24 protein-coding genes are annotated in these 20,625 nt (G+C 66.3%); 6 read left to right on the top strand and 18 right to left on the bottom strand.

Annotation, left to right across the window (positions count from 1 at the left end; genetic code table 11):
* The first annotated feature begins 68 nt into the window (after window positions 1-68).
* Window positions 69-2,429 (top strand): IPT/TIG domain-containing protein, encoded by a 2,361-nt coding sequence (locus BRSPCE3_RS21065; protein ID WP_244068014.1) that lies wholly within the window; start codon window positions 69-71, stop codon window positions 2,427-2,429.
* Window positions 2,430-2,850: 421 nt separating this feature from the next.
* Here BRSPCE3_RS21065 and BRSPCE3_RS21055 read toward each other — a convergent pair whose 3' ends face one another.
* The 7 genes from BRSPCE3_RS21055 to BRSPCE3_RS21025 all read right to left on the bottom strand — a co-directional run bounded on the left by BRSPCE3_RS21055 (window position 2,851) and on the right by BRSPCE3_RS21025 (window position 8,438).
* The gene (locus tag BRSPCE3_RS21055) at window positions 2,851-3,135 is read right to left on the bottom strand and encodes a hypothetical protein (protein WP_244068012.1); all 285 of its coding nucleotides are present in this window, start codon (window positions 3,133-3,135) and stop codon (window positions 2,851-2,853) included.
* 75 nt (window positions 3,136-3,210) lie between these two features.
* Complete coding sequence (locus BRSPCE3_RS21050) at window positions 3,211-3,615, bottom strand: DUF3597 domain-containing protein (protein WP_244068011.1); 405 nt, start codon at window positions 3,613-3,615, stop codon at window positions 3,211-3,213.
* Between the two features lie 280 nt (window positions 3,616-3,895).
* Window positions 3,896-4,396, bottom strand: coding sequence for a Rab family GTPase (locus BRSPCE3_RS21045; protein WP_244068010.1), 501 nt, complete (start codon window positions 4,394-4,396; stop codon window positions 3,896-3,898).
* Window positions 4,396-6,147: an OmpA family protein gene (locus tag BRSPCE3_RS21040; protein ID WP_244068009.1), complete on the bottom strand. Its 1,752-nt coding sequence runs from the start codon at window positions 6,145-6,147 to the stop codon at window positions 4,396-4,398. The genes BRSPCE3_RS21045 and BRSPCE3_RS21040 overlap by 1 nt, the downstream gene beginning before the upstream one ends.
* Window position 6,148: 1 nt before the next feature.
* On the bottom strand, window positions 6,149-6,511 hold the full coding sequence (locus BRSPCE3_RS21035; RefSeq protein ID WP_244068008.1) for a hypothetical protein: 363 nt from the start codon (window positions 6,509-6,511) through the stop codon (window positions 6,149-6,151).
* 160 nt (window positions 6,512-6,671) lie between these two features.
* On the bottom strand, window positions 6,672-7,328 hold the full coding sequence (locus BRSPCE3_RS21030; RefSeq protein WP_212021280.1) for a response regulator transcription factor: 657 nt from the start codon (window positions 7,326-7,328) through the stop codon (window positions 6,672-6,674).
* 39 nt (window positions 7,329-7,367) lie between these two features.
* Entirely contained in the window at window positions 7,368-8,438 is a 1,071-nt protein-coding gene (locus tag BRSPCE3_RS21025) for a sensor histidine kinase (protein ID WP_244068007.1), read from the bottom strand.
* A gap of 247 nt (window positions 8,439-8,685) precedes the next feature.
* On the opposite strand from BRSPCE3_RS21025, the gene BRSPCE3_RS21020 reads away from it, so the two are divergent.
* The gene (locus BRSPCE3_RS21020; protein WP_244068006.1) at window positions 8,686-8,994 is read left to right on the top strand and encodes a hypothetical protein; all 309 of its coding nucleotides are present in this window, start codon (window positions 8,686-8,688) and stop codon (window positions 8,992-8,994) included.
* Between the two features lie 37 nt (window positions 8,995-9,031).
* On the opposite strand, the gene BRSPCE3_RS21015 is transcribed toward BRSPCE3_RS21020, so the two are convergent.
* The gene (locus tag BRSPCE3_RS21015; RefSeq protein ID WP_244068005.1) at window positions 9,032-9,985 is read right to left on the bottom strand and encodes an alginate lyase family protein; all 954 of its coding nucleotides are present in this window, start codon (window positions 9,983-9,985) and stop codon (window positions 9,032-9,034) included.
* A 247-nt stretch (window positions 9,986-10,232) separates the two neighbouring features.
* On the opposite strand from BRSPCE3_RS21015, the gene BRSPCE3_RS21010 reads away from it, so the two are divergent.
* Genes BRSPCE3_RS21010 through BRSPCE3_RS20995 form a run of 4 tightly spaced genes read left to right on the top strand, consistent with a single transcriptional unit; the run spans window position 10,233 to window position 12,881 of the window.
* Window positions 10,233-10,685 carry a MarR family winged helix-turn-helix transcriptional regulator gene (locus BRSPCE3_RS21010; RefSeq protein ID WP_244068004.1) on the top strand — a complete coding sequence of 151 codons (453 nt, stop codon included), beginning with the start codon at window positions 10,233-10,235 and terminating at the stop codon, window positions 10,683-10,685.
* 45 nt (window positions 10,686-10,730) lie between these two features.
* Window positions 10,731-11,306 carry an isochorismatase family protein gene (locus BRSPCE3_RS21005; protein WP_244068003.1) on the top strand — a complete coding sequence of 192 codons (576 nt, stop codon included), beginning with the start codon at window positions 10,731-10,733 and terminating at the stop codon, window positions 11,304-11,306.
* Window positions 11,293-11,622 carry a hypothetical protein gene (locus BRSPCE3_RS21000; protein ID WP_244068002.1) on the top strand — a complete coding sequence of 110 codons (330 nt, stop codon included), beginning with the start codon at window positions 11,293-11,295 and terminating at the stop codon, window positions 11,620-11,622. The genes BRSPCE3_RS21005 and BRSPCE3_RS21000 overlap by 14 nt, the downstream gene beginning before the upstream one ends.
* Complete coding sequence (locus tag BRSPCE3_RS20995) at window positions 11,619-12,881, top strand: MFS transporter (RefSeq protein ID WP_244068001.1); 1,263 nt, start codon at window positions 11,619-11,621, stop codon at window positions 12,879-12,881. The genes BRSPCE3_RS21000 and BRSPCE3_RS20995 overlap by 4 nt, the downstream gene beginning before the upstream one ends.
* Window positions 12,882-12,923: 42 nt before the next feature.
* On the opposite strand, the gene BRSPCE3_RS20990 is transcribed toward BRSPCE3_RS20995, so the two are convergent.
* From BRSPCE3_RS20990 to BRSPCE3_RS20945, 10 genes are all read right to left on the bottom strand, one after another.
* A complete protein-coding gene (locus tag BRSPCE3_RS20990) occupies window positions 12,924-13,115 on the bottom strand; it encodes a hypothetical protein (protein ID WP_244068000.1) in 192 nt (63 codons plus the stop codon).
* A 120-nt stretch (window positions 13,116-13,235) separates the two neighbouring features.
* Window positions 13,236-13,661: a hypothetical protein gene (locus BRSPCE3_RS20985; RefSeq protein WP_244067999.1), complete on the bottom strand. Its 426-nt coding sequence runs from the start codon at window positions 13,659-13,661 to the stop codon at window positions 13,236-13,238.
* A gap of 96 nt (window positions 13,662-13,757) precedes the next feature.
* Window positions 13,758-14,678 (bottom strand): lytic transglycosylase domain-containing protein, encoded by a 921-nt coding sequence (locus tag BRSPCE3_RS20980; protein WP_244067998.1) that lies wholly within the window; start codon window positions 14,676-14,678, stop codon window positions 13,758-13,760.
* Between the two features lie 39 nt (window positions 14,679-14,717).
* Window positions 14,718-15,251: a YbjN domain-containing protein gene (locus tag BRSPCE3_RS20975; RefSeq protein ID WP_244067997.1), complete on the bottom strand. Its 534-nt coding sequence runs from the start codon at window positions 15,249-15,251 to the stop codon at window positions 14,718-14,720.
* Between the two features lie 13 nt (window positions 15,252-15,264).
* The gene (locus BRSPCE3_RS20970; RefSeq protein WP_244067996.1) at window positions 15,265-16,341 is read right to left on the bottom strand and encodes a peptidylprolyl isomerase; all 1,077 of its coding nucleotides are present in this window, start codon (window positions 16,339-16,341) and stop codon (window positions 15,265-15,267) included.
* Window positions 16,338-16,931 (bottom strand): hypothetical protein, encoded by a 594-nt coding sequence (locus BRSPCE3_RS20965; RefSeq protein WP_244067995.1) that lies wholly within the window; start codon window positions 16,929-16,931, stop codon window positions 16,338-16,340. Before BRSPCE3_RS20965 ends, BRSPCE3_RS20970 begins: the two co-directional genes overlap by 4 nt.
* Window positions 16,932-16,933: 2 nt before the next feature.
* Entirely contained in the window at window positions 16,934-18,820 is a 1,887-nt protein-coding gene (locus BRSPCE3_RS20960) for a putative porin (RefSeq protein WP_244067994.1), read from the bottom strand.
* A 48-nt stretch (window positions 18,821-18,868) separates the two neighbouring features.
* Window positions 18,869-19,678: a TonB C-terminal domain-containing protein gene (locus tag BRSPCE3_RS20955; protein WP_244067993.1), complete on the bottom strand. Its 810-nt coding sequence runs from the start codon at window positions 19,676-19,678 to the stop codon at window positions 18,869-18,871.
* Window positions 19,675-20,196, bottom strand: coding sequence for a hypothetical protein (locus BRSPCE3_RS20950; protein WP_244067992.1), 522 nt, complete (start codon window positions 20,194-20,196; stop codon window positions 19,675-19,677). Before BRSPCE3_RS20950 ends, BRSPCE3_RS20955 begins: the two co-directional genes overlap by 4 nt.
* A gap of 20 nt (window positions 20,197-20,216) precedes the next feature.
* Entirely contained in the window at window positions 20,217-20,621 is a 405-nt protein-coding gene (locus BRSPCE3_RS20945; protein ID WP_244067991.1) for a biopolymer transporter ExbD, read from the bottom strand.
* Window positions 20,622-20,625: the final 4 nt, after the last annotated feature.

Raw genomic sequence — 20,625 nt, 5'->3', positions numbered from 1 at the left:
TTGAATGTGCGCCGATTCCGCAGCGGGCCGGCGCGACGGGGGTTACCTTGTTGCCGATCGCAAATTTCATGCGGATGCGTCTCCGCTTCGCCGCCTCGCGTCCTGCATCCGACCCCCGCACCAGACTGCGGCCGATGGCGATCGCGCAACGCGCCGGATGCGCCCTCGCCGTGGTCGTAGCCACGCTGTTCAGCCACGCCGCGGTGGCTAGCTCGCCACCGGCGGTGGTCTCGATCTCCCCGACGACGGGGCCCGCGGCGGGCGGCACCACCGTCGTCATCGCGGGCGGCGGCTTCAGCACCGCGACCGCCGTGCGCTTCGGCGCCACCAATGCAACAAGCTTCGTCATCAATTCGAGCGAGCAGATCACCGCCGTCGCACCGGCCGGAACCGGCACGGTGGACGTCACCGTCACCAGCCCGTCCGGGACATCATCCACATCGCCGGTGGATCGATTCACCTATGTGGCGTCCGCGCCGACGGTGACGTCGATTTCGCCCGCCACGGGGCCGACCACAGGCGGCACTACGGTCACCATTACCGGCACCGGCTTCACCGGCGCCACCGCGGTGAAGTTCGGTGCCACCAGCGCGACCGGCTTCACCGTCAACTCGGCGACCTCGATCACGGTGACCTCGCCTGCCGGCACCGGGACGGTCGACGTCACCGTCACAACCGCGGTCGGCACGTCGGCAGCGTCGGCGGCCGACCAATTCACCTATGCGAGCCCACCGACGGTGACGTCGGTCTCGCCCGGTTCGGGACCAGCTGCGGGCGGCACCTCGGTCGCGGTCACCGGCACCAACCTCACGGGCGCCACCGCGGTGAAGTTCGGCGCAACCAGCGCGGCGAGCTTCACGGTCAATTCGGCGACCTCGATCACCGCGATCTCGCCCGCCGGCAGCGGCACGGTGGACATCACCGTGACGACGGCGGTCGGCACCTCGGCAGCATCGGCGGCGGACCGCTTCAGCTTTGCGGAAGCGGCGACCCAGATCGCGCTGACCTCGTCGCAGAACCCGAGCAGCTTCGGCCAGCCGGTGACCTTCACGGCGAGGGTCACCGCCTCAAGCGGCACGCCGACCGGCACGGTGACCTTCAGCGACAACGGTTCGCCGATCGGCACCGCGACGCTGGCTTCGGGCACCGCGACCTTCTCGATCGCGACGCTTGGGATCGGCAGTCACAGCATCACGGCGAGCTATGCCGGCAACGCATCGTTCAACGCCAGCACCTCGCCCGTGCTGGCGCAGAGCGTGGGCGTTCCGGCTGACAGCGTGAAGCTGCGCGCGCTGCAGATCGACATCACCAAACTGGTGGCGCAGAATTCAGGCCAGGCGATCTCGGGCGCAATCGACGGCGCGATCTCGGAAGGCTTTGACGAGGGCGGCAGCTTCATGACGCCGAGCGGCTCCGGCATGCGCTTCAACTTCGCCGCCGATCCGGACAGCGGCGTGGCGGAGGCCGATACGCGAAATCGCGGAGCGTACGCGCCGGATCGCAATTCCGGCGCGGCCGGACGCACCGGCGGCAATTCGCGGATCGACAATGCGTTCGCGGCAATCGATCAGCAGATGCCGGCCAAGGCGAAGTCCAAAGCCACGCGCGAAGCCCGCGACTGGCTGTTCTGGATCGATATCAGAGGCAGCGGCATCGACCGCTGGTCGTCCCCGACCGCGCCGGGCGTCGGTACGTCAGGCTCGTCGATCTACGGCAACCAGCTCAACGCGCTGATGGGACTGACCTACAGGGCAGCGCCGAACCTCCTGATCGGCGCCGTCGCCGGCTACGAGACGTTCAACTACACCGCCCAGGACATCAGCGGAAAGCTCACCGGCGACGGCTGGACCGCGGGCACCTATCTCGGCTGGATGATCTCGCCGACGCTGCGCTACGACGCCGCCGTGACCTTCTCGGAGATCGGCTACAATGGCGTGGCCGGAACGGCGCAGGGCAATTTCAACGGCGACCGCTGGATGTTCGCGACCGGGCTGACCGGCAGCTACAAGATGAGCGGCGTCCTGATCGAGCCATCCGCGCGGCTCTACACGCTGTGGGAACACGAGAACGCCTATGTCGACACGCTCGGCACGCTGCAGACGGCGCGTGACTTCGTCACCGGCCGCGCATCTGCTGGCGCCAAGCTGAGCTATCCGCTGGCATCGACCGACGGCGTGGCGTTCGCGCCCTATCTCGGCCTCTATGGCGACTACTACTTCAGCAAGGACGACGCGGCGGCGCTGGCGGTGAACGGCATCCCGGTCAACCCGACGCTGGTGCTGGAGGGCTGGTCGGCCCGCGTCACCGGCGGGCTGAACGCCAGGATGGCCGGCGGCACGATGCTCGGCCTCGGGGCGGAGTATGGGGGGCTCGGCGGCACCGCCCGGATCTGGACCTTCTCGGCCAGGGCGCGCGTGCCGTTCAACTGATCGGAGACGGTCACGAAGAGCTGCGCTCCCTCGCCCCGTTCTTACCGGGAGAGGCTTGGGCTGAGCAGCCGTCTCTGCGTATCCGGCGATAGCCGCATTTGCGGAGCCTCCCTCCCCCTAGCCCTTGCCGTCGTGCTGCCTTTCTCCATCGCGCCTTTCTTCGTCACTCGGCGGCCGCAGACCGGGGCTGTTGGCCCAGCGGTCGAGGTCCTCGATGATCCGCCGGTGGCTCGGGCGCAGTGTCGACGGAGCCCCGGGCTCCTGCGACAATTTTCGAGGCAGCTTGACCTGTCCTGGCATGGCTAGGCTCCAGAGCTGGGGCTGTGCGCAGAATTCGGCGAGAGATCACCACGCACGCGACTTGAGAACATCGCGAACGGCCCGGCGAGGGGAGCGCCGGCCGCTGCAAGGGTGCGAACGATTATTGGCGGTGTGCCGGCTTCGCGGGTGCCGCGACCGGTTGCGCAGGCGCCGCCTGCTCCCACGGCGCCGGCAGGATGACCCGCGCCGGTGGCGGGATCTGCGCGGCGCGCTGCACATTCACGGTTGCATTCGCCGAATGCGGCTCATCGCCGGCATTGTCCGCGCGGGCGATGGCGATGGTGATGCCCAGCGCCATTGCAGCGAGGCCTACTCCCGCGCCGATCGAAGCGCCGACAACGCCGGTCCGCGGCCAGTTCCGGATGGCAAGACGGGATGAGGTCATCGCAACTGCTCCTCACGCAATACGCATCGTTCGGAGCCGTGCGGGCAAGCGTCCCGCACGGCTGAAGGCGGCTCGTCAGGTCTTGATATCGGCCGGCAGCTTGCCGCCATTGGCGGCGAGCTTCGCCATCACCTGCTGATGCAGCCAGACGTTCATGGTGGCGGTGTTGTTGGTATCGCCGGTGTAGTGCAGCTCCTTGGCGAGTTCCTTGCGCGCGGCAAGGCTGCTGTCGAGGCCGAGCGCCTTCATCAGGTCGACGATCGACGAGCGCCAGTCGAGCCTCTCGCCGGTGGCAGCCGCCGCCTTGTCGACGATCGCCGCGACATCGACGGTTTGCGCGGCGGGCGTGGCAGGACCTGACGATGATGTCGACGTTGATCCCGGTGCCGATCCGGGCGCAGCAGTCGCCGAAGTCTCAGCTGTCTTGGCCTGGGCGCCATGGCCGAAGATGGCACCCATGATACTTCCAAAAATGCTCATGTCTCTCACTCCGTGCGCCCGAGACAGCGTTGGTCTCGTGGCTGGTTCCGGTGACAGTGCGGACGATAGGCAGGCCATTGGCCGAGTGGAAGATGACCATCGTCACTATCGGAGTGAGGGGCAGCGTGGTGCAGTGAGGGGAGAATCGTGCGGTCGTGCACCGCACGTCGCGCGCGTTTCATCGTACGCCCCACGTGCGATGAAGTCAGCCGTCCCGGCCCGATTCGCCAGCCCCGAGAAGTCGGGACGGCTGACACCAGCGCGCGTTCAGCGTCGAGAGCTAGAGCTGCCGGCGACGGATCGTCTGTGCGAGCTCGGCAAAGCTTTCCGCGATGCCGGCGCCGGTCTTGGCGCTGACCGATTTGACGCTCGACTTGGCGAGCCCGGCGATCGCGCCGGCGCTGCCCGCGGCCTCCGGCAGGTCGATCTTGTTCAACAATGCCCGGTAGGGCCGGCCGGGGAATCGCTCCTCGAAGCCGCGGACCAATTCGACCATGCGGGTCACGGTCTGCGGTCGCGTGACGTCGGACACGATGATGGCCGCGGAGGCGCCGGTGACATAGACGGTGTCGAAGATCTGCGTGCCGAAATCGCCGTCGGTGTCCCACAGCACGAGGCGCATCGGATCGCCCCCGTCCGCCGGCGCCACGTCATGGCTGAGGATCTCGACGCCAAGCGTCGACTTGTACTGGCCCTCGAAGCGGTTGTAGATCAACCGATAGAGGATCGACGTTTTGCCGACCCCCATATCGCCGAGCAGCATGACTTTTGCGGTGAGCATCAGCGGGCCACTTCGCCTCGGTAGACCGTCTCGAAGGCGACGCGGCGGTTGCCGCCGACGGTGGCGTCGAGCCGGTCGGTGATCGGCATCGTCGCGGCGCGCGACACCAAAATCAGCCGTGACGGGTCGACCCCGAGCGCGGTCAGCCTGCGCTGCACCTGCTCCGCCCGCTTGCGTCCCAGCGTCTTGTTGGTGCCTTCGGTGCCGCTCTGGTCGGCATAGCCGACGATGCGCAGCCTGAGATCGTTGTTGGCCATCAATCCGGCGAGCTCGCGGAGCTGCTGCTCGGCCTGGTCATTGTCGAGGAATTCGTCGGCATTGTTGACGAAGAAGATCGCGGTCGTGGTGATGAAGCGGTCGAGCCGCGCCGCCGGTCCGTCGACGACGGATTGCAGCTTGCCGACTTGCTCGCCCAGTTTCGCGGACTGCTCGCCGAGCTTGTCATATTGTTCGGCGAGACCGGCATATTTCTGGTCGCCCGACTTCGCCTGCGCGCCGATCGCCTCGCGCATCTGGTCGAGGCTCGCCTGCAACCTCGCCATGCCCTGCTGCAGGCTTGCGATGCCGGCTTGCGAGGCCGCGGCCTGCTCCGGCGTCGACACGAGGCCGATGCGGTTGACCACCTTGTAGGGCGTCGCCGCCGCAGCGAGCGCATCGAGCAACGGCGCGGTCTCCAGCTGGCTCGGCTCGAGGCCCGAGACGGCGACGCTGCGGCCGCCGTGATCGAAGTCGAGCCGCAGCGGGAACGTGGCCAGCAAAGGCTGCCTGGCCGCGAGCTGCTCCAGCGCCGCATGGGTCCGCCGCTCCAACAGGCCGCGCGTCACCGAGGTCGCGGCAAAGTAAAGCAACAGCGCGAGCAGCGCCGCGAGCACGGCGAACAGGATCACCTTGCCGCGCCTGCTCGCGATCCTTCGCGGCGCGTCCTCGGTCTCGATCGCGGCGGCGAGCGACGCCAGCATCGGACCATCGCAATCCGCGCCGCGGTCGATGCGCTCGATCGCATCGAAGAACAGCGAGTTGATCCTGGCATTGTCGGCGGGACGCAGCGGGCCCAGACATTCTGCCGCCAGGATGAAGCGGGGCGAGGCGCGCAGCGCGAGCTGCCGGCCGCCGAAATCGAGCGTCTGCAGATTGCCTTCGCCGGCCAGCGCCTGCACCGAGAATTCGAGGATCGCCGCGACCATGGCGCTGAGCAGGTCGGCGCGCTCGTCGGCGGTCGCCTCGCGTTTCCAGTCGGCGATCAGGCGGCCATTGCCGCGTTCGATGATCAGCAGCCGGTTGATCTGCGGCGGGCGATCGGCGAGCACGAACTCGCTGATCGGACGTCCCGTCACCAGCGACTTGACCCGCCCGACCCACAATTGCGCCGAGGTCAGCGCATTGATGCGCTGCTCGAGCGAGGCCACCAGTTCCCTGAAGGAATTCGCCACCGCGGCGCTGACCAGCCGGCCGACGATCGGATAGAGCGCCTCGATCATCGCCTCGCGCGAATTCTTGATCTCGCTGCGGATCGCGGAGACCACGACCGGTGCAATCGCACTGGCGAGCTCACGCGGCCGGTTGACCTCGGCACGCTCCAGCGCCTCGACCAGAATGCCGGCGGTGGCGGTCTCCAGGCGATCTGAATTGCCGACATAGCGCTGCAGCGAGTCGAGGTCGGCCTCCAGCGACGTCAGGCGCGTCGCCTCGGGCTGAAACAGCAATGTCTTGAGCTGCTCGATCTCGCGATTCTGGCCGGCAGCAGCTGCCATGCTATTTGCCCGTGCGGCCGGATCCCAATCCGCTGATCACGGAGCCGAGCTGGCTGATGGCCGCGCCAACATCCTTCAGCGAGTCGAGGCGCTTCTGCTCGGTGTCCCGCTCCAGATCGGAGAGCCGCGCGGAAAGCGCGGTGAGCTCGTTAGTGAAGTCGGCCTGCATCTGCTTGAGCGAGGCCTGCATCTCCTCGCGCAGGCCCGACAGGTTGGTCTCGAGCGAGCGTTGCGCGCCGCCGAACAGCAGGTCGCGGACCTGATCGATCGCCGCCATGCCATGCGCCGCGGCGTCCGCGCCGTTGCCGGCTGCCGCATTTGCCAGTCCATCCGTATCCTTGGTCTGGCGCTCGATACCCTTCATGGTCATTTCCTGCTTACTCAAAGCCGCGCAATCCGGACCTGCGGTGTCAAAAAGCAAATCCGAAACAACCCTATAGCTAATTTTGCGGGCGTGGCCCAGAGAAAGGCGAGCAATCTCAGCCAGATCAGCCGCCTGGTTGTACGGACAAGGACAATTATTCCTAGTAAGTTATTGCCTTTATTGCGAGTTCTGTACGGTTCTTGACCTGGCATTTCTCCAGGATCGTGCTGACATAGTTCTTCACGGTTCCCTCGGCCAAATGCAGCCGTTCACCGATCTCTGTATTGCTCTTGCCCTCGACGATCAGCGTGAGAATTTCGTTCTCCCGCGCCGTCAGCCCGTCGCGAACCGGCAGCTTCGCCGAGACGCGCGGACCGCGCAGCCGCTTGAACTCATCGAGGATGCGCGCGGCGACGCTCGGCGACAGCCCGGACTGGCCGTTGATCACGGCGCGGATGGTCGAGGCGATCTCCTCCATCCTGGCGTCCTTCAGCAGATACGCCTTGGCGCCGGCGCTGACCGCCTCGAAGATCAGGTCGTTGGTCTCGAATGTCGTCAGCACCACGATATGGGTCTGCGGCAGCTCGCGGAGAATCCGCTGGGTCGCCGCGATGCCGTCGACACGCGGCATCTGCAGATCCATCAGGATCACGTCCGGCCGATAGCGCCGCGCGAACTCGATGGCCTGCTCGCCGTCGGCGGCGCCGGGAAGGATCTCGAAATCGTCGTTCTGCTGGGCAAGCAGTGTGGCGATACCTTCCCTGATCAGGGTCTGATCCTCGGCGATCAGCACCCGCACCTTCTCAATTCTGCTCACGTCATCCTCTCGAAGGTCCTGAACAAGGCGGCGACCACATCAGTCCGCCAGCACGCCGGCAGACGTAGCCGGCGGCACCGCCACGGGGAGCGATATCCGGACCAGCGTACCCTGTCCGGGCGCGCTCTCCACCGCGCAGCTTCCGCCGACAAGTTCAGCAAATTCGGCCATTCCAAGCAATCCGAAATGTCCGGGTGTCGGGACCGCGAGATCGAAGCCGCGGCCGTCGTCGCGGATCTCGACAATGAGCTTGCGGCCGACCGCCGCCGGCTCGTCGTAGGCATGAAAGGACACGCGGCGCGCCTGCGCATGGGTCTGAACATTGCGCAGCGCCTCGCTGAGAATGCGCTGGATCGTCAGGCCGCAGTCGCGCAGGCCGGGCCTCGCCTCCTCGTCGATCTGCATCGACACCCTGACGCCGCTGCGTGCGGCGAAGTCGCTGAGCAATCCCTCGACATCGGGATCGAGCTTGAAATCGTCCGGCGTGCGAAGGCGATCGATGGCTTCGCGGGCCCGCGACAGCCCGCTCGCGGCGGCATCCTCGGCCGTTGCAAGGCTGTCCGCCACGCGTGCGGGATCGGCCGTCAGATAATGCCTGATCAGCCGGATCTGGGTCAGCAGCGCCACGATCGAATGCACCAGCGTATCGTGCAGATCGCGCGCCAGCCGCAGCCGCGTCCGCGCCAGCGAGGCAAACCGCACCTCCGCGCTCGCCGCCTCGAGCTGCTGCTCCATCAGGCGGCGGGCCCGGCGCTCGCTGCCGAGCAGCGTTTCGACCTGACGGCCGGCAAAGTCCGGCATCGCGATCACGAAGTAGTGCAACAGCGAGGCATTCCACCGCACGACCGCCGTCATCGGCTGCGTGATGTCGGGCGACGCACCACGCACGCCGGCCAGCGCGATCATGTCCCGCTGGCCTGCCGCAAGCGCCGCCAGTTCGGCTTCCATGCCGACCAGCAGCATGCACTCGCAACAGTCGATGCCGATCGCGGGAAGCCATTCGACCAGCCGACCGGTCTTCCGCTGCATGCTCCGGTCGGCGCCGATGACGGCGAGACCGATGACATCGGCTTCTGCGGCCGCAAGCAAATCCGCGCTCAGATCGATCATGCGTTGCCCATCAACTCAGCGAGCAGCCCACTCTGGCGTAAGCCCGAAGCGGCGGCAAACGAATATGACTTTCGTCACAACCGATCCTGACTTTCGTCAGCTGCCGCCGCCGCCCGAAATGCGGTTGTCTCAGCGGATGAGCAACAGCGCAAGCCACGTTGTGCCACATGCCGGCGTCCATGACGATGCCGGCCGTGCGCCGGGCTTCGCCGAAGGCCGCGCCAGTCGACCGGAATGTGAGCTGACTATGAAGGCCGCGCCACGGAACGCGTCGCGCATCGACCTGCGCATGTTGGCGGAGGCAGAAAAGCCCGCGCGACGCCGACGCCTGAGCGCCACCCAGAAGCTGGCGTTGCAGGAAGCGCTCGCCGGCCGCCTGCAGCTCTATCCGCGCGGATATGCCGCGAGCAAGACCGGGCCGTTCCACTCCCGACGCGCCATCCTCGGGCTGGTGCGCGCCGGCCTGATGAGCCTCAGCGCGACGGCGCGCTATGCGGCCGTGACCCGGCGCGCCCGGGATATGTACGAAGCTCCGGCGGCCGCCGAGAGCGAGTAATCGCACCTCATCGGCGCCGCGTATCTCTGGCCGACGCTTAGCCCGGCAGGGGCGCGCCCCAGCTTGCCGTCACGTTGCCGCCGAGCCGCGGGTTGTTCAGAGGCCGCCGCGCGCGCAGAATCGGCGGCAGGTCCGGACTGTGAAACCGGGCGTAATACGGCTCCATCCAGGCAAGGTCGCCCTGGAAGGTCCAGGGGAACAGCTGCTGCGGCACCTGGGTGAGCGCGCCGAAGCTGCGTTCGTCCTTGACCGCGCGAATGATCACGGCGGCGAGCCGATGGATCGCGCCATTGTTCTCGGCATAGAGGTCGATCTTCCGGCGGCTTGCGAGTTCGGCGCAGAACACCAGCGGGGTGAGCGCGAAATTGTGGTAGTGTAACGCGCGCTCGCCACGCTTCAACTCGCGATCCAGTTCGCCGTGAGGCCCGATATCCCTGATGCCTTGTCGCGCCCGGGAAAGCCCCGCCTCGACCAGATCAGCCCGATCCGTCAGCGTGCCGATCGACATCAGGTCGAGCCCGGCCCAATAGACCAGATTGTTGCCGAGGTGGTTGATGCGATCGGCATCGCGCGTCTCCTCGGCCATCCGGATCAGCCACGGCTTGATCTGCTGGAAACGAGGATCCGCCTTCATCGACGCAGCAGGGAAACGCAGCAGCACCATCGCGAAATCGGTCCCGGCCCAGGAACGCTCGAAATCGCCCTGGTAATTCGCACCCATTGTGAGCAGGGCATTTCCCCTCGCCCAGCTTGCGAGCAGGTCCAGCACGCAATCCTGGTCGCGTTCATCGGCGGCCTTGTTGACCTGCGCAATGAACGCATGCAACGGCTTGATCGCCTCCGAGTAGCCGCCGGCATCCTGGTAGAAGCCGGGCGGATCGACCGACGTCAGCGCCGGCGGCGCCTCGCACGTCCGGGCCGCGGCCGGCTGCGCGAGACAAGTGAAGACGATCGACACGCCGATCGCCGTGAAACGAATCCAAAGCTTCATGGAAAGAACTCCGCGAGCCACCGCGGGGACGAGACGCCACGTCGTGAGCGCAAGCGCACTCATCCGCAATCGCGCGCAAGAAGACAACAAAACCTAACGTGATGCACTCAAGAACCGGATTCAGGCGCGGTTCAGATTCGCGTCGTCCGGCAAAGCTCTGCGATGACGCCGGCGATCACGGGAATATGAAGCTAGACTGCGAAGACAATCTTTACAGTTTATCTTCATATATGCCATTCTCCACGTCATGAGCAATGCAGCGGCCCGTACCGGCTCAGCGCGCACATCCGCGCTCGCCGAAGACCTTCGCCTTCTGATTGGAACGCTGAAGCGCCGGCTTCGCGAACAGGGCCAGCGCGAGGATCTGCCGCCTTCCCAGGTCGCGGTGCTGCTTCGCCTCGAAAAGGACGGCCCCGCCACCGTGTCCAGCCTGGCGCGGTCGGAGGGAATGCGTCCGCAATCGATGAGCTCGGCGATCGCGGCGCTCGAGGCCGCAGGCCTGGTCCGCGGCGCGCCCGATCCGGACGACGGCCGGCAGACCATCATGTCGCTCACCGACGTTTGCCGCGAGCGGCTGCGCACCGGCCGCGCCGCGCGGCAGGACTGGTTGTCGCGCACCATCGCCGCGCGGTTGTCGGCGAAGGAACAGGATGAACTCGGCGCCGCGGTCAGGCTACTGAAGCGGCTGGTCGAAGATTGATGCCGGCCGCGCCGCATCGATCGCCGTCACGCTAAGGAAACGATCATGGCCCTCACCACACTCGATCCGGTCACCGCCCTCATTGTGGTCGATCTGCAGGCGGGCCTCGTCGGTGCGCCCTTCATCCATCCGTTCGCCGACGTCGTGGCGCGCACCGGCGCCCTAATGACAGCGTTTCGAGAGCGCCGGCTGCCGATCGCGCTGGTCAATGTCGATGGCACGGCACCCGGACGAACCGAGCGGCCACGCCTCGACGCGGCATTTCCCGACGGCTGGACCGACCTGATCCCCGAGCTCGCACGGCAAGCGAGCGACATCGTCGTCACCAAGCGGACATGGGGCGCGTTCGCCAGCACCGACCTCGAGAAGCAACTGCGCGCCCGCGGCGTCACCCATGTCGTGATCGCCGGCGTTGCGACCGGCACCGGCGTCGAATCCACGGCGCGGCAGGCCTATGAGGCCGGCTTCAACGTCACGCTCGCGACCGACGCCATGACCGATGCGCGGCCGCACGCGCATGCCTACAGCATCGAGCATGTGTTCCCGCGGCTCGGCGAAACCGGCTCGACGCAGGCGATCATCGATCTGCTGGAAAGGACCAACGCACATGAACTGGCTTGACCTCGTCGCCTATTTCTTCGGCGGTGCCTTCCTCACCAATGCGATCCCCCACGTCGTCGCCGGCATGATGGGCGAGCCGTTCCAGAGCCCGTTCGCGAAGCCGCCGGGTGAGGGCCTGTCGTCATCGACCGTCAATATCGTGTGGGGCTTCTTCAACCTCGCGGTCGGATATCTCCTGGTCTGCCGCGTCGGCGAGTTCGGCTTGAGGATCACCAGCGACGTCGCAGCGCTTGGGCTCGGCGGCCTCGTGATCGGCCTGTTCCTGGCGCGGCGGTTCGGACGGTTTCACGGCGGCAATGACCCGCAGAGAACATGAGACGCGTCTTTCGATCACTCGCCAGCTTCAACTACCGGGTCTGGGCGGCCGGCGCGCTGGTGTCCAACATCGGCACCTGGATGCAGCGCGCCGCCCAGGACTGGCTGGTTCTCACCCAGCTCACGCAGCATAGCGCGTCCGCCGTCGGCATCGTGATGGCGCTGCAATTCGGACCGCAGCTACTATTGATGCCGTGGACCGGGTTTGCCGCCGATCATTTCAACCAGCGCAGGCTCCTGATGGCGACCCAGGCGACGATGGGCGCGCTGGCGCTGGCGCTCGGGATTCTCACCGTCACCGGGCTGGTGCAGCTCTGGCACGTCTACACCTTCGCATTCCTGTTCGGCTGCGCCGCGGCGCTCGATGCGCCAGTGCGGCAGACCTTCGTGGCCGAGCTGGTCAGCGACACCAACTTGTCGAACGCGATCGCGCTGAACTCGACCACGTTCAATGCCGCGCGGATGATCGGCCCCGCCGTTGCCGGCCTCATCATCGCCTCGGTCGGCACCGGCTGGGCGTTCCTATTCAACGGCGCATCGTTCCTGGCGGTGCTGACCTCGCTGACCCTGCTGCGCACCTCGGAGCTGCGTCCGAACGCACGCGCCCATCCCACCAAGGGCAGCGTGATGCAGGGCTTTCACTATGTCTGGTCGCGCCCCGATCTCCGGGCGACGCTGATCATGCTGTTCCTGATCGGGACCTTCGGGCTGAACTTTCCGATCTTCATTTCCACCATGGCGGTCGGCGTGTTCCACACCGATGCGCGCGGCTTCGGCCTGTTGTCGTCGATGATGGCGCTCGGCACGATGTCGGGCGCGCTGCTGGCCGCGAGCCGCGAGCAGCCGCGCTTCTCGTCCCTGATGCTGGGATCGGCGATCTTCGGGCTCGGCTGCACGCTCGCCGCTCTGGCGCCGAGCTACTGGCTGTTCGCCGCCGCGCTGGTCGTGATCGGCGTCGCCGCACTGACCGTCACCAACACCTCGAATGCGCTGATGCAGCTCTCGACCGAGCCCGCGATGCGCGGCCGCGTGATGGCGCTGCGGCTCGGCGTGGCGCTTGGCGGCACGCCGATCGGCGCTCCGATCGTCGGCTGGGTCGCCGATCACCTCGGCCCGCGCTGGGCGCTCGGGGTCGGCGCCGCCGCCGGCTTTGCCGCCGCGATCGTAGCCCTGGTCATGCTGTCGCGATTGGGCGGCGAAGCCGAACATCGCAGCCAGGAGGCGCGAAGAAGCGAGGTCAAACTGCCACAGCAGCGTTGATCATGGCTGACGCGAACCGGTATCCACTTCGCCGAAATCGCTCTAGAACGCGTAGGAATTCGTGTTGGGCTGTACCGTCAGCCGGAAGGCGACGTCGGTCGAACCGTCCATCCGCTCGAGGATTTCACCGCAAACCAGGCAGCGAAACTCACCCGCCGCGCCGCCCTTCGACGTCAGTTCGATCCGGCGATAGCCGGCTTGGCATTTTGGGCACGTCACATCGGATTTGCGCATGAAGTCAGCAAGCGGTTGAGAATCAGCAAGCGGTTGCTGCCTTCATTGTCCCATATGCCACCATCGGAAATGTGACGAGTCACACCTCGATGATCGAGCATCAATCGACATCCACGATCGTCACCGATGTCCGACCGGCGACGTGTAAACCGGCGCGGCCGGCCGATAGGGAAACGCCGAGACCCCGAAGTTGCGGCCATATTGCTGCTGCACCGCCGGGATGTTGACCACGCCCACCTTGAGGTCCTGCGATTTCGCATCGATCGGCGGCGTGTTGGTCACCGGCGGATTGACCTGATCGACCTGCTTCTTCAGCCGCTCGTTGATGCAGCCAAGCGACGCCGCATCACCGCAACGCTCGGGCGCGCCGCCGCTACCTCTTGCCGCAGCCCGGCCGGCGCCGCCAGGCGTGTCGCGGTTGAGATTGACCGACGGCGGCGGCGCACCGACGACGATTTCCGGCAGCGGCGTGCGCTGCTGCGTCTGGGCCGGCGCCGGCATCGCCGACAATGCGGCAACGGCGATCGCCAACATCAATGCTTTCATCGGTGCTGCTCCCTGCAGAACCAGGACTGTTTCAAACGATAGGAAGCCAAAGGAGGATATCAAGGCGACGACATCAATGACGGCGGCGTCGCGTTGCTATTTGCCTCCCCTTGCCTGGATCACAAGTGCGTTCAGCCGCGTGTTGAGCGCAATGAGATCGACGCGCCCGATCCATCCGCCGCCGCCGAGGCATTTGCGGCCACATCCGCCGCCGCCAGCACCGCCGCTGCGCCCGGGTTCGCCGAAGGTCGCGACCGGCACGGTTCCCGTCACGCGGAAGCCGCGGGCAAACAAACGGGAGCGCACCGCCACGCAATAATTCACCGATAGATAAGAAAAGCGGGTCTCGCCGTGACCGGCGCGGTACTTCATGACTGCGGTGCAGAGGTCGCCGCCGGCCCGGCGCCACGCCTGCGCAAGATACATGACACCGAGGTGAATGTTGTTTTCGGGTATGGCCAGCTCGGCGAGGGAGCCGGAAAAGCCGAGCATGCGCGCGGTCGACGGCAACAGCTGCATCAGTCCGATTTCGCCGACGCCGCCGATCACGTCGGGATTGTAGCCGCTTTCCACGCCCATCACGGCCTCGGCGATCTCGGGTGCCAATCCAGTCCCGGCCGCCTCCTTCTCGATCAGCGCGCGGTAGCGCATGCGCGCGTCCGACACCGGGGCCTGGCTCGTGGACGACGGCGGGAGATTTCTGCCACCTGTGTCCTTTGCCGTGTCCCTGACCGCATCCTTGGCCGGTACGACCGGCTGCGCCGCCGCCTCAGCCGGCGGCTTTGCCGTGGCATCGGCAGCAGGCTCGGCCTGGTCGAAGGCCGCAAAGCGCGTGCTGAATGACGACGCCGGCGTCGCTTCCTCCGCGTGAGCGCGCTGCGCAAGACACAGCGCAAGACACAGTGCGAGCCCCAGGCAACCAGCTGCAATGCGGCGGTTCCAGCGACGCGCAGGATCGCGCTGCTTCCGCCATCGGCCGAAGCAGCTCGCCGTCATCGTCGAGACACCGTCGTTCATTGATCGCTCGTGGCCCTGATCGCCGCGCGCCGGCGCGACTTACTGGATGGTGGGAGCGGCTCCCGCTTCCGCGGTGTGGTCATGCGCCGGCTGCTGGGTGGTCGCACCGGGCTGCGGCGCAGCGGCCGCAGCGCCATTGCGGGCGGCAAGCTTCGGCAGCTCCTCGCGCAGATAGGCGATCAGCTCCTGAACCAGCCGGTCCCAGACCTCGATCTGCGCCCGCACGAAGTTCGGCGCCACGCCGCCGGCAACGGAGAGGTCGAGGCAGAACACCAGGAATGGATGGCTGAGCTGCAGCCGCCCGAACCGCCGGGTCGCGTTCCAGCGATTGACGAGGTCGAGCGGCAGCTCGCCCTGCACCTGCAGCGTGGTGACCAGCGTCGCGTCGACAAAGCCCTGTTCCTCGCCGACCAGCTGATTGCCCGGCCGGATCTCGAAGCCCAGCCCAGCCGTCGCCGAACGCAGGTAACTCGTGTTGGCGACCGGATCGGTCAGCGTTTCGACGCGGTAGCCGACAGTCTGGAAGCTGTCGCGCAAGGCTTCGAGCGTGAGCTTGGTGATGATCTCGGACATCCTGGTCTCCGGATTACTTCTTCGACGCGTCGAGCAGGCTCGACAGTGCAAGTTCGTTGAGAACGGGCGGATGCTGCTTCAGCAGCTCGGCGAGGTAGGCCCGCCGCATCATGTTCGACCGCTCCGAGCGGATCTGCAGCACCAGCTGGTCGCGCACTTCCGGCAGGGTGCGGGTGTAGGACGCCTTGGTGTCGATCAGCTTGATGATGTGCCATCCGTCATCGAGCTTGATCGGCTCGGAGACGCTGTTCTTGGCGAGCCCCATCACCTGGCTGCGGATCTCCGGACGAATCTGGGTCTCCGCAACCCAACCGAGGTCGCCGGCGTCCTTGGCGGCGTTGTTGTCACCGCGCGCGATCGCCGCGAAATCGGCTCCCGGCGCCTTCAGCTTGCGCTGCACATCGTCGAGTTCCTGCTTCGCCTTGTCCTCGGCGGCCTTGTCGCCCTCCTTCGGCGCGGCGACGAAGATCTGCGCCAGCTGGAATTGCCGCGGCATCAGGAACGCGGCGCGATTGGCCTCGTAGACCTTCTGCAGATCGTCCTCGCTCGGGAAGTTCGCCGGCGGCGTCGAGACCGATTGCAGATAGAGCTCGACCACCGCGCTTTCGCGGGTCCGCTCGAGCTGCGCGGCGACGGCGGGTTGCTGGTCCCACTTCTTCGCCGCCGCCTCCTGCAGCACGAGGCGGTTGGCGAGCAGCAGCCGAACCGCCTGGCTGAGCATGGCCGGATCCTTGGCGAGCGCGGCCTGCTCGCGCGGGGCGAGTGCTGCGACATAGCTGCGGAGATCGTCGGCCGAGATATTGGTGTCGCCGACCCGCGCGATGACGTTCTCGGGCGCGGTGGCCGGCTTCGGCGCGGCTGCGACCGGAGCCGGCGCGGGTGTGGCGGCGGCTTGCGCCTGTGTCGCGGGCTGCGGCTGCGGCTTCCTCACCGGAGCCTGCACCGTCCGGGGCGCGGGTGCCTGTGTCTGGGCCTGCGCCGATGCATCGCGCGGCGCCGCGAAAGCCGCCAAGGCACCGGTCAAGGCAGCGGTCATTCCGGCGGCGAGGCCGATCGACCGAAGCGGTTTTGCGATATGGGCGGTCGTCATGGATTCACCTTCTGATCGAGGAACTTGTCCTGGCTTTCCTGCAGCTGGTTCTGGATCTCGACCCGGCGCTGCTGAATCATCGGCTCGCGCGAGACCACGATCTCGCCGATGGTCAGATCCTTGTAGCGCTGCACCATCTCCTTGCCGGCCTTGACCAGCAGGGTGTTCTTGGCGAGGCAGCTCTTGGTGCTGGCCTTGTAGGCGGTGGCCTCACCTTCGAACTTGGCGCGCTCGGCGTCCTTGCTGCGGGCAACGGTGGCCGCCTCCTCGTAGGCCGACTTCCACTTCTCCAGCGTCTCATCGCGTTCGGCGAGCCGTTGATTGAATTCGTCGACCGCGTCGCGATGTTCCTTGTCGGCTTTCTTCAGCTGCGCCTTGAGGTCGTCGACCTCCTTCTTGGCCGCCGCCTTTTCGCGATCGGCGTCGGCGACTTTTGCCTGCAATGCCGTGCGCTGGTCTTCCAGCGCGCGGGTCTGCGCCGTCGCGCTGCGCAACGCGTCGCGCAGGCGGTCGGTCTCGGACTGGGCGAACGCGGTGCCGGAGCTCAAGGCTCCGATCACCATCATCAGGATGAAGAGTGCGATGCGCATGGTCAGAACTTTGCGTTGAGGTCGACTTGCAGGACGTCGACGGCATAGGGGTTGCCGGCGATGCTGTTGGCGCTCATCCAGCGCAAGGTCGCCCAGACATTCTCGCCGAGACCGATATTGCCGCCGACGAAATAGCCCTTGAGGTTGGTGCCGCCGAGACCGAAGTCGGAGTCGGCAAAGGCATCGATGGTGGCGTCGGATTCCAGGTATTTGTAGCCGGCGTGGACGTTCCAGTCCCAGAGATGCCTGATCTCCCGGTCGCCGACCGTGACGCGGCCGAGCCAACCCTGATTGCCACCGTTGAACGGACCGGGCGTGGTGCCGCCGTCCGGGCTCGGCGCGCGATTGTTCATCAGCACGCCATAGATGGCAGCCTGCGCATTCATGTAGGAGCGGCTGAAGGCGGTGTTGTAGACATACTCGCCGTCGAGCACGATGTGGGTCGGATGGAATTGTCCGAGATCGAGCTGTCCGCTGACCACCACCGGGCGGTACTGGCTGACCAGACCGAAATATTCGAACTGATTGATCTGACCGCCATTGTTACCCGTGCCGATGGGATCGGCGATGATCTGACGCAGCGGGAAATAGGTATTGCCCTTCTGCGCGAACGACGGCCGGGTCAGGTCGGTGTCGCAGACGTCAGATGCGGATGAGACCCGGCAAGGGCTCGAGAACTGGCCCTGGACATTGTCGAAGTCGTAAAACGCCACGCCGAACCGGAACGCATATTCCGGGCTGAAGCGCGCGTTAAAGCCGGCCTGACCTCCGAACAGCCACTTGTCATGGCTGGCGAATTTGCTGGGCGGCGAGTTCAGATTGTTGGGGTCGACCGGCAGATTGCTGCCGGCATTGAAATCGGTGTTGTAGATCGGGAATGCACCGCCCACCACGAACGGCGTGAAGCCTTCCCACACCTCGTGCTTGGCCTGAACCGCGAAGCCGTCGAAGCCGAGCTCCTTGTACCAGACGAGATCGGTCGGCGACCAGAACGGGTTGTCGATGCGGCCGGCGGAAATCCTGAGATCGTCGCCCCAGGTCTGCCAGTTGATGTAGCCGCGATCGAGCCAGACGCCGTATTTCGAGAAATTGCCACCGCCGCCGCCGAGGGTCTGGTTGGTCGACACCGGCGAGCTGTTCTCGCCGGTCGCGATGCGCAAGCCGGCGGTGAAGCCGTAGAGCAAATCCGCTTCCATGCCGAGCCGGCCGCGGAACCGGAACTGATTGCGATCCTGCGTGGCGTCGTAGGTCGGTCCGAACGAATTGCTCGAAATATCATACGGCGAGCCGGTATTGATCGCATTGAAGTTGGCGGCGCCGGCCTGGTCGTTCCCAGCAGGGAAATAGTTGCCCTGATAGCGCACGCGCGCATCGCCGTAGAAGCGGATGCGCTGGGCCCACTCCGGATAGGTTCCGGGCGACGCCCAGTTTTCCTTTTGTGCCTTGGCCATCACCTCCTGCTTAATCTCTTCCCGTAACTGCCGTTTGACGACTTCGGGAACGTAGGTGACGTGCTTGGTGCCGGGCGGTTGCGCCGCCGCGGCGGCGGCCGTCGCAGCCTTGGTGGCGTCGTCGGCCTTGGTGGTGGCGTCCTTGGCGGCCTGGCGGGAGACATAGGCCTCGTCCTCGGCCTGCTTGATCAGCGCCTGGGCCTGCTCCTCCTTCAGAACTCCCTGCTGCACCAGCAGATTGACCAGGTTGACTGTGGCATTCGACGATGTCGGCTTGGTGCTCGACACTTTCGGCTTCTTGGCGTCGGCCTGTTTCGGCACAGCGGCGGGAGCCTGGTCCGCGGTCTGGCCCACGGCCGGCGTTGCGCAGGCGAGCGCGCTCAGCGACACCGCAAGCGGCAACGCGCGCCATTCTGCGTGAGCTCGTTTCTTAAACATCAGTCCCCCAGTTCTCACTCGCACATTGAAGTCTTAAGGTTGGTCTCGTCAGCTCGGCCGTCGCGCGGTGACGCGCGTGACCACCGGCATCGGCATGTCCTTGGGCGGCGGCTCGCGCAGCGTCAGGCTGCCGATCACCTCGTTGCGAAGCGCCGCATCGATCTCCGGATTGCCTGACGACGGCGTCAGGACGACACGGGTGACGTGGCCGGAGCCGTCCACCCACAGCCGCACCTGGATCTGCGTCGCCATGTTGCGGGTCTTCGGATTGGCGCGGATCGCCGCCTCGACCTGCGAGGTGATGATCGTGGTGTACCAACCCCAGCGGCTGCCACCGCCGCCGCCTCCGCCGTACGGGCTACCGCCGGGCTTGCCGCCGAGATTGAACAGATCGCCGGGGCCGGTCGGCTTGGCATCAAGCGACAGCGGACCGGGCGGCTCGTCGTTCTTGGCGTCCTTGGCCGGCTGGTCCTTCGGCTTGTCGACCGGCTTCTCTTCCTTGAACTCGGGCTCCGCCATCTTGGGCTGCTCGATCATCTTCTGCTCGGGCTGCGGCTGTGGCGGCGGAGGCGGCGGTGGCGGCGGCAGCGTCACATTGACGATGGTGAGGTCGCGCACCTGTCGCGGCGGCGGCAGATCGTCGTGGCCGAGGAAGAAATAGACGGCGCCGCCGAGGAACAGCGCGACCACCGCCACCACCGCGCCATAACGCAGCAGCGCATTGCGCTCGACCGTTCTGGCGGTTGCGCCGCGCGCAGGCGCCGGGGCGGCTGTCGCGGGGGCGACCGCAACATCATGGTCTTCAACGGATGGCGTGGCACGCGCGGCCTGCGCGTTATCCCGCAACGGCGCGTTCATGGTGCGGCCTCCATCGAGGCGCGGCTGGTCAACCGGTCATTGACGTATTGCATCACGAAGCTGGCGAGCGCATCGAAGTCCGTGGTCTTCAGGATGACCTTGGTTTCGGGGCCGGCCTCGATCGCGGCCTGGAACGTCTCGATCTCGCTCAGATAGTCGACATAGGCCGCCGCATCGATCGAGAGCCGGGTCCACGGGTATCTGGAGATCGTCAACCGCAGCGGATTGTCGGCAGGCTCCCGCCCCGCGACATGCCGGCGCAGCACATCCGCGAGCTTGACCAGCAGCGCCTCGCCATGGACCGGAAACGCCAGGACCTCACCCCGCGCCTGCTCGCGCAGGTCCGGCGCGGACGGCCCGACAATCGAACCGGCCGGGCTCGATGCCGGCGGCACCGGCGCTACATGCTGACGGTCGGCGGCATCGCCGCTGTGATCGAATGATCGCATCACGCCGCTGAGCCACGACCGCAATGTCTTGCGCTCGGTCAGTGGGAAAGGCGATGGCTGGGTGATCATGGCGTCGCGTCCCGGCCGTCTCACTTCACGAGCGGCTTGGTGGCGAGCCCGACCTGGCTCAGGCCGATGCGGCTGAGCAGATCGAACACATCCATCACGCTCTGGTACTGCGCCTGCGCATCGCCGCGCAGTACCACGGGAAATTCCGGCGTCAGCGCCTTCTGCTGGATCAGCCGCTGCTCGAGCTCGGCCAGCGTGACCGGCACGGTGTCGAGGAAGATCTTGCCGTCATTGGCGACCGTGATCGCCTTGGTGGTCTGGGTTGCAAGGCTCGGCGCTGCCGAGGCCTTCGGCAGATTGACCTTCTGGCCCTGCACGGTGGCCGTCGTCATGATGATGAAGATCACCAGCAGCACGTAGGCGAGATCCAACATCGGCGTGATGTTGATGTCGTCATAGGGCTTGGAATCGGCCTGGATCTGCATCGCC

The sequence above is a fragment of the Bradyrhizobium sp. Ce-3 genome (assembly GCF_022835695.1).
Lineage (GTDB): Bacteria > Pseudomonadota > Alphaproteobacteria > Rhizobiales > Xanthobacteraceae > Bradyrhizobium.
Note: the sequence above shows the minus strand (reverse complement) of the source record. Positions and strands in the feature narration are given on the sequence as shown.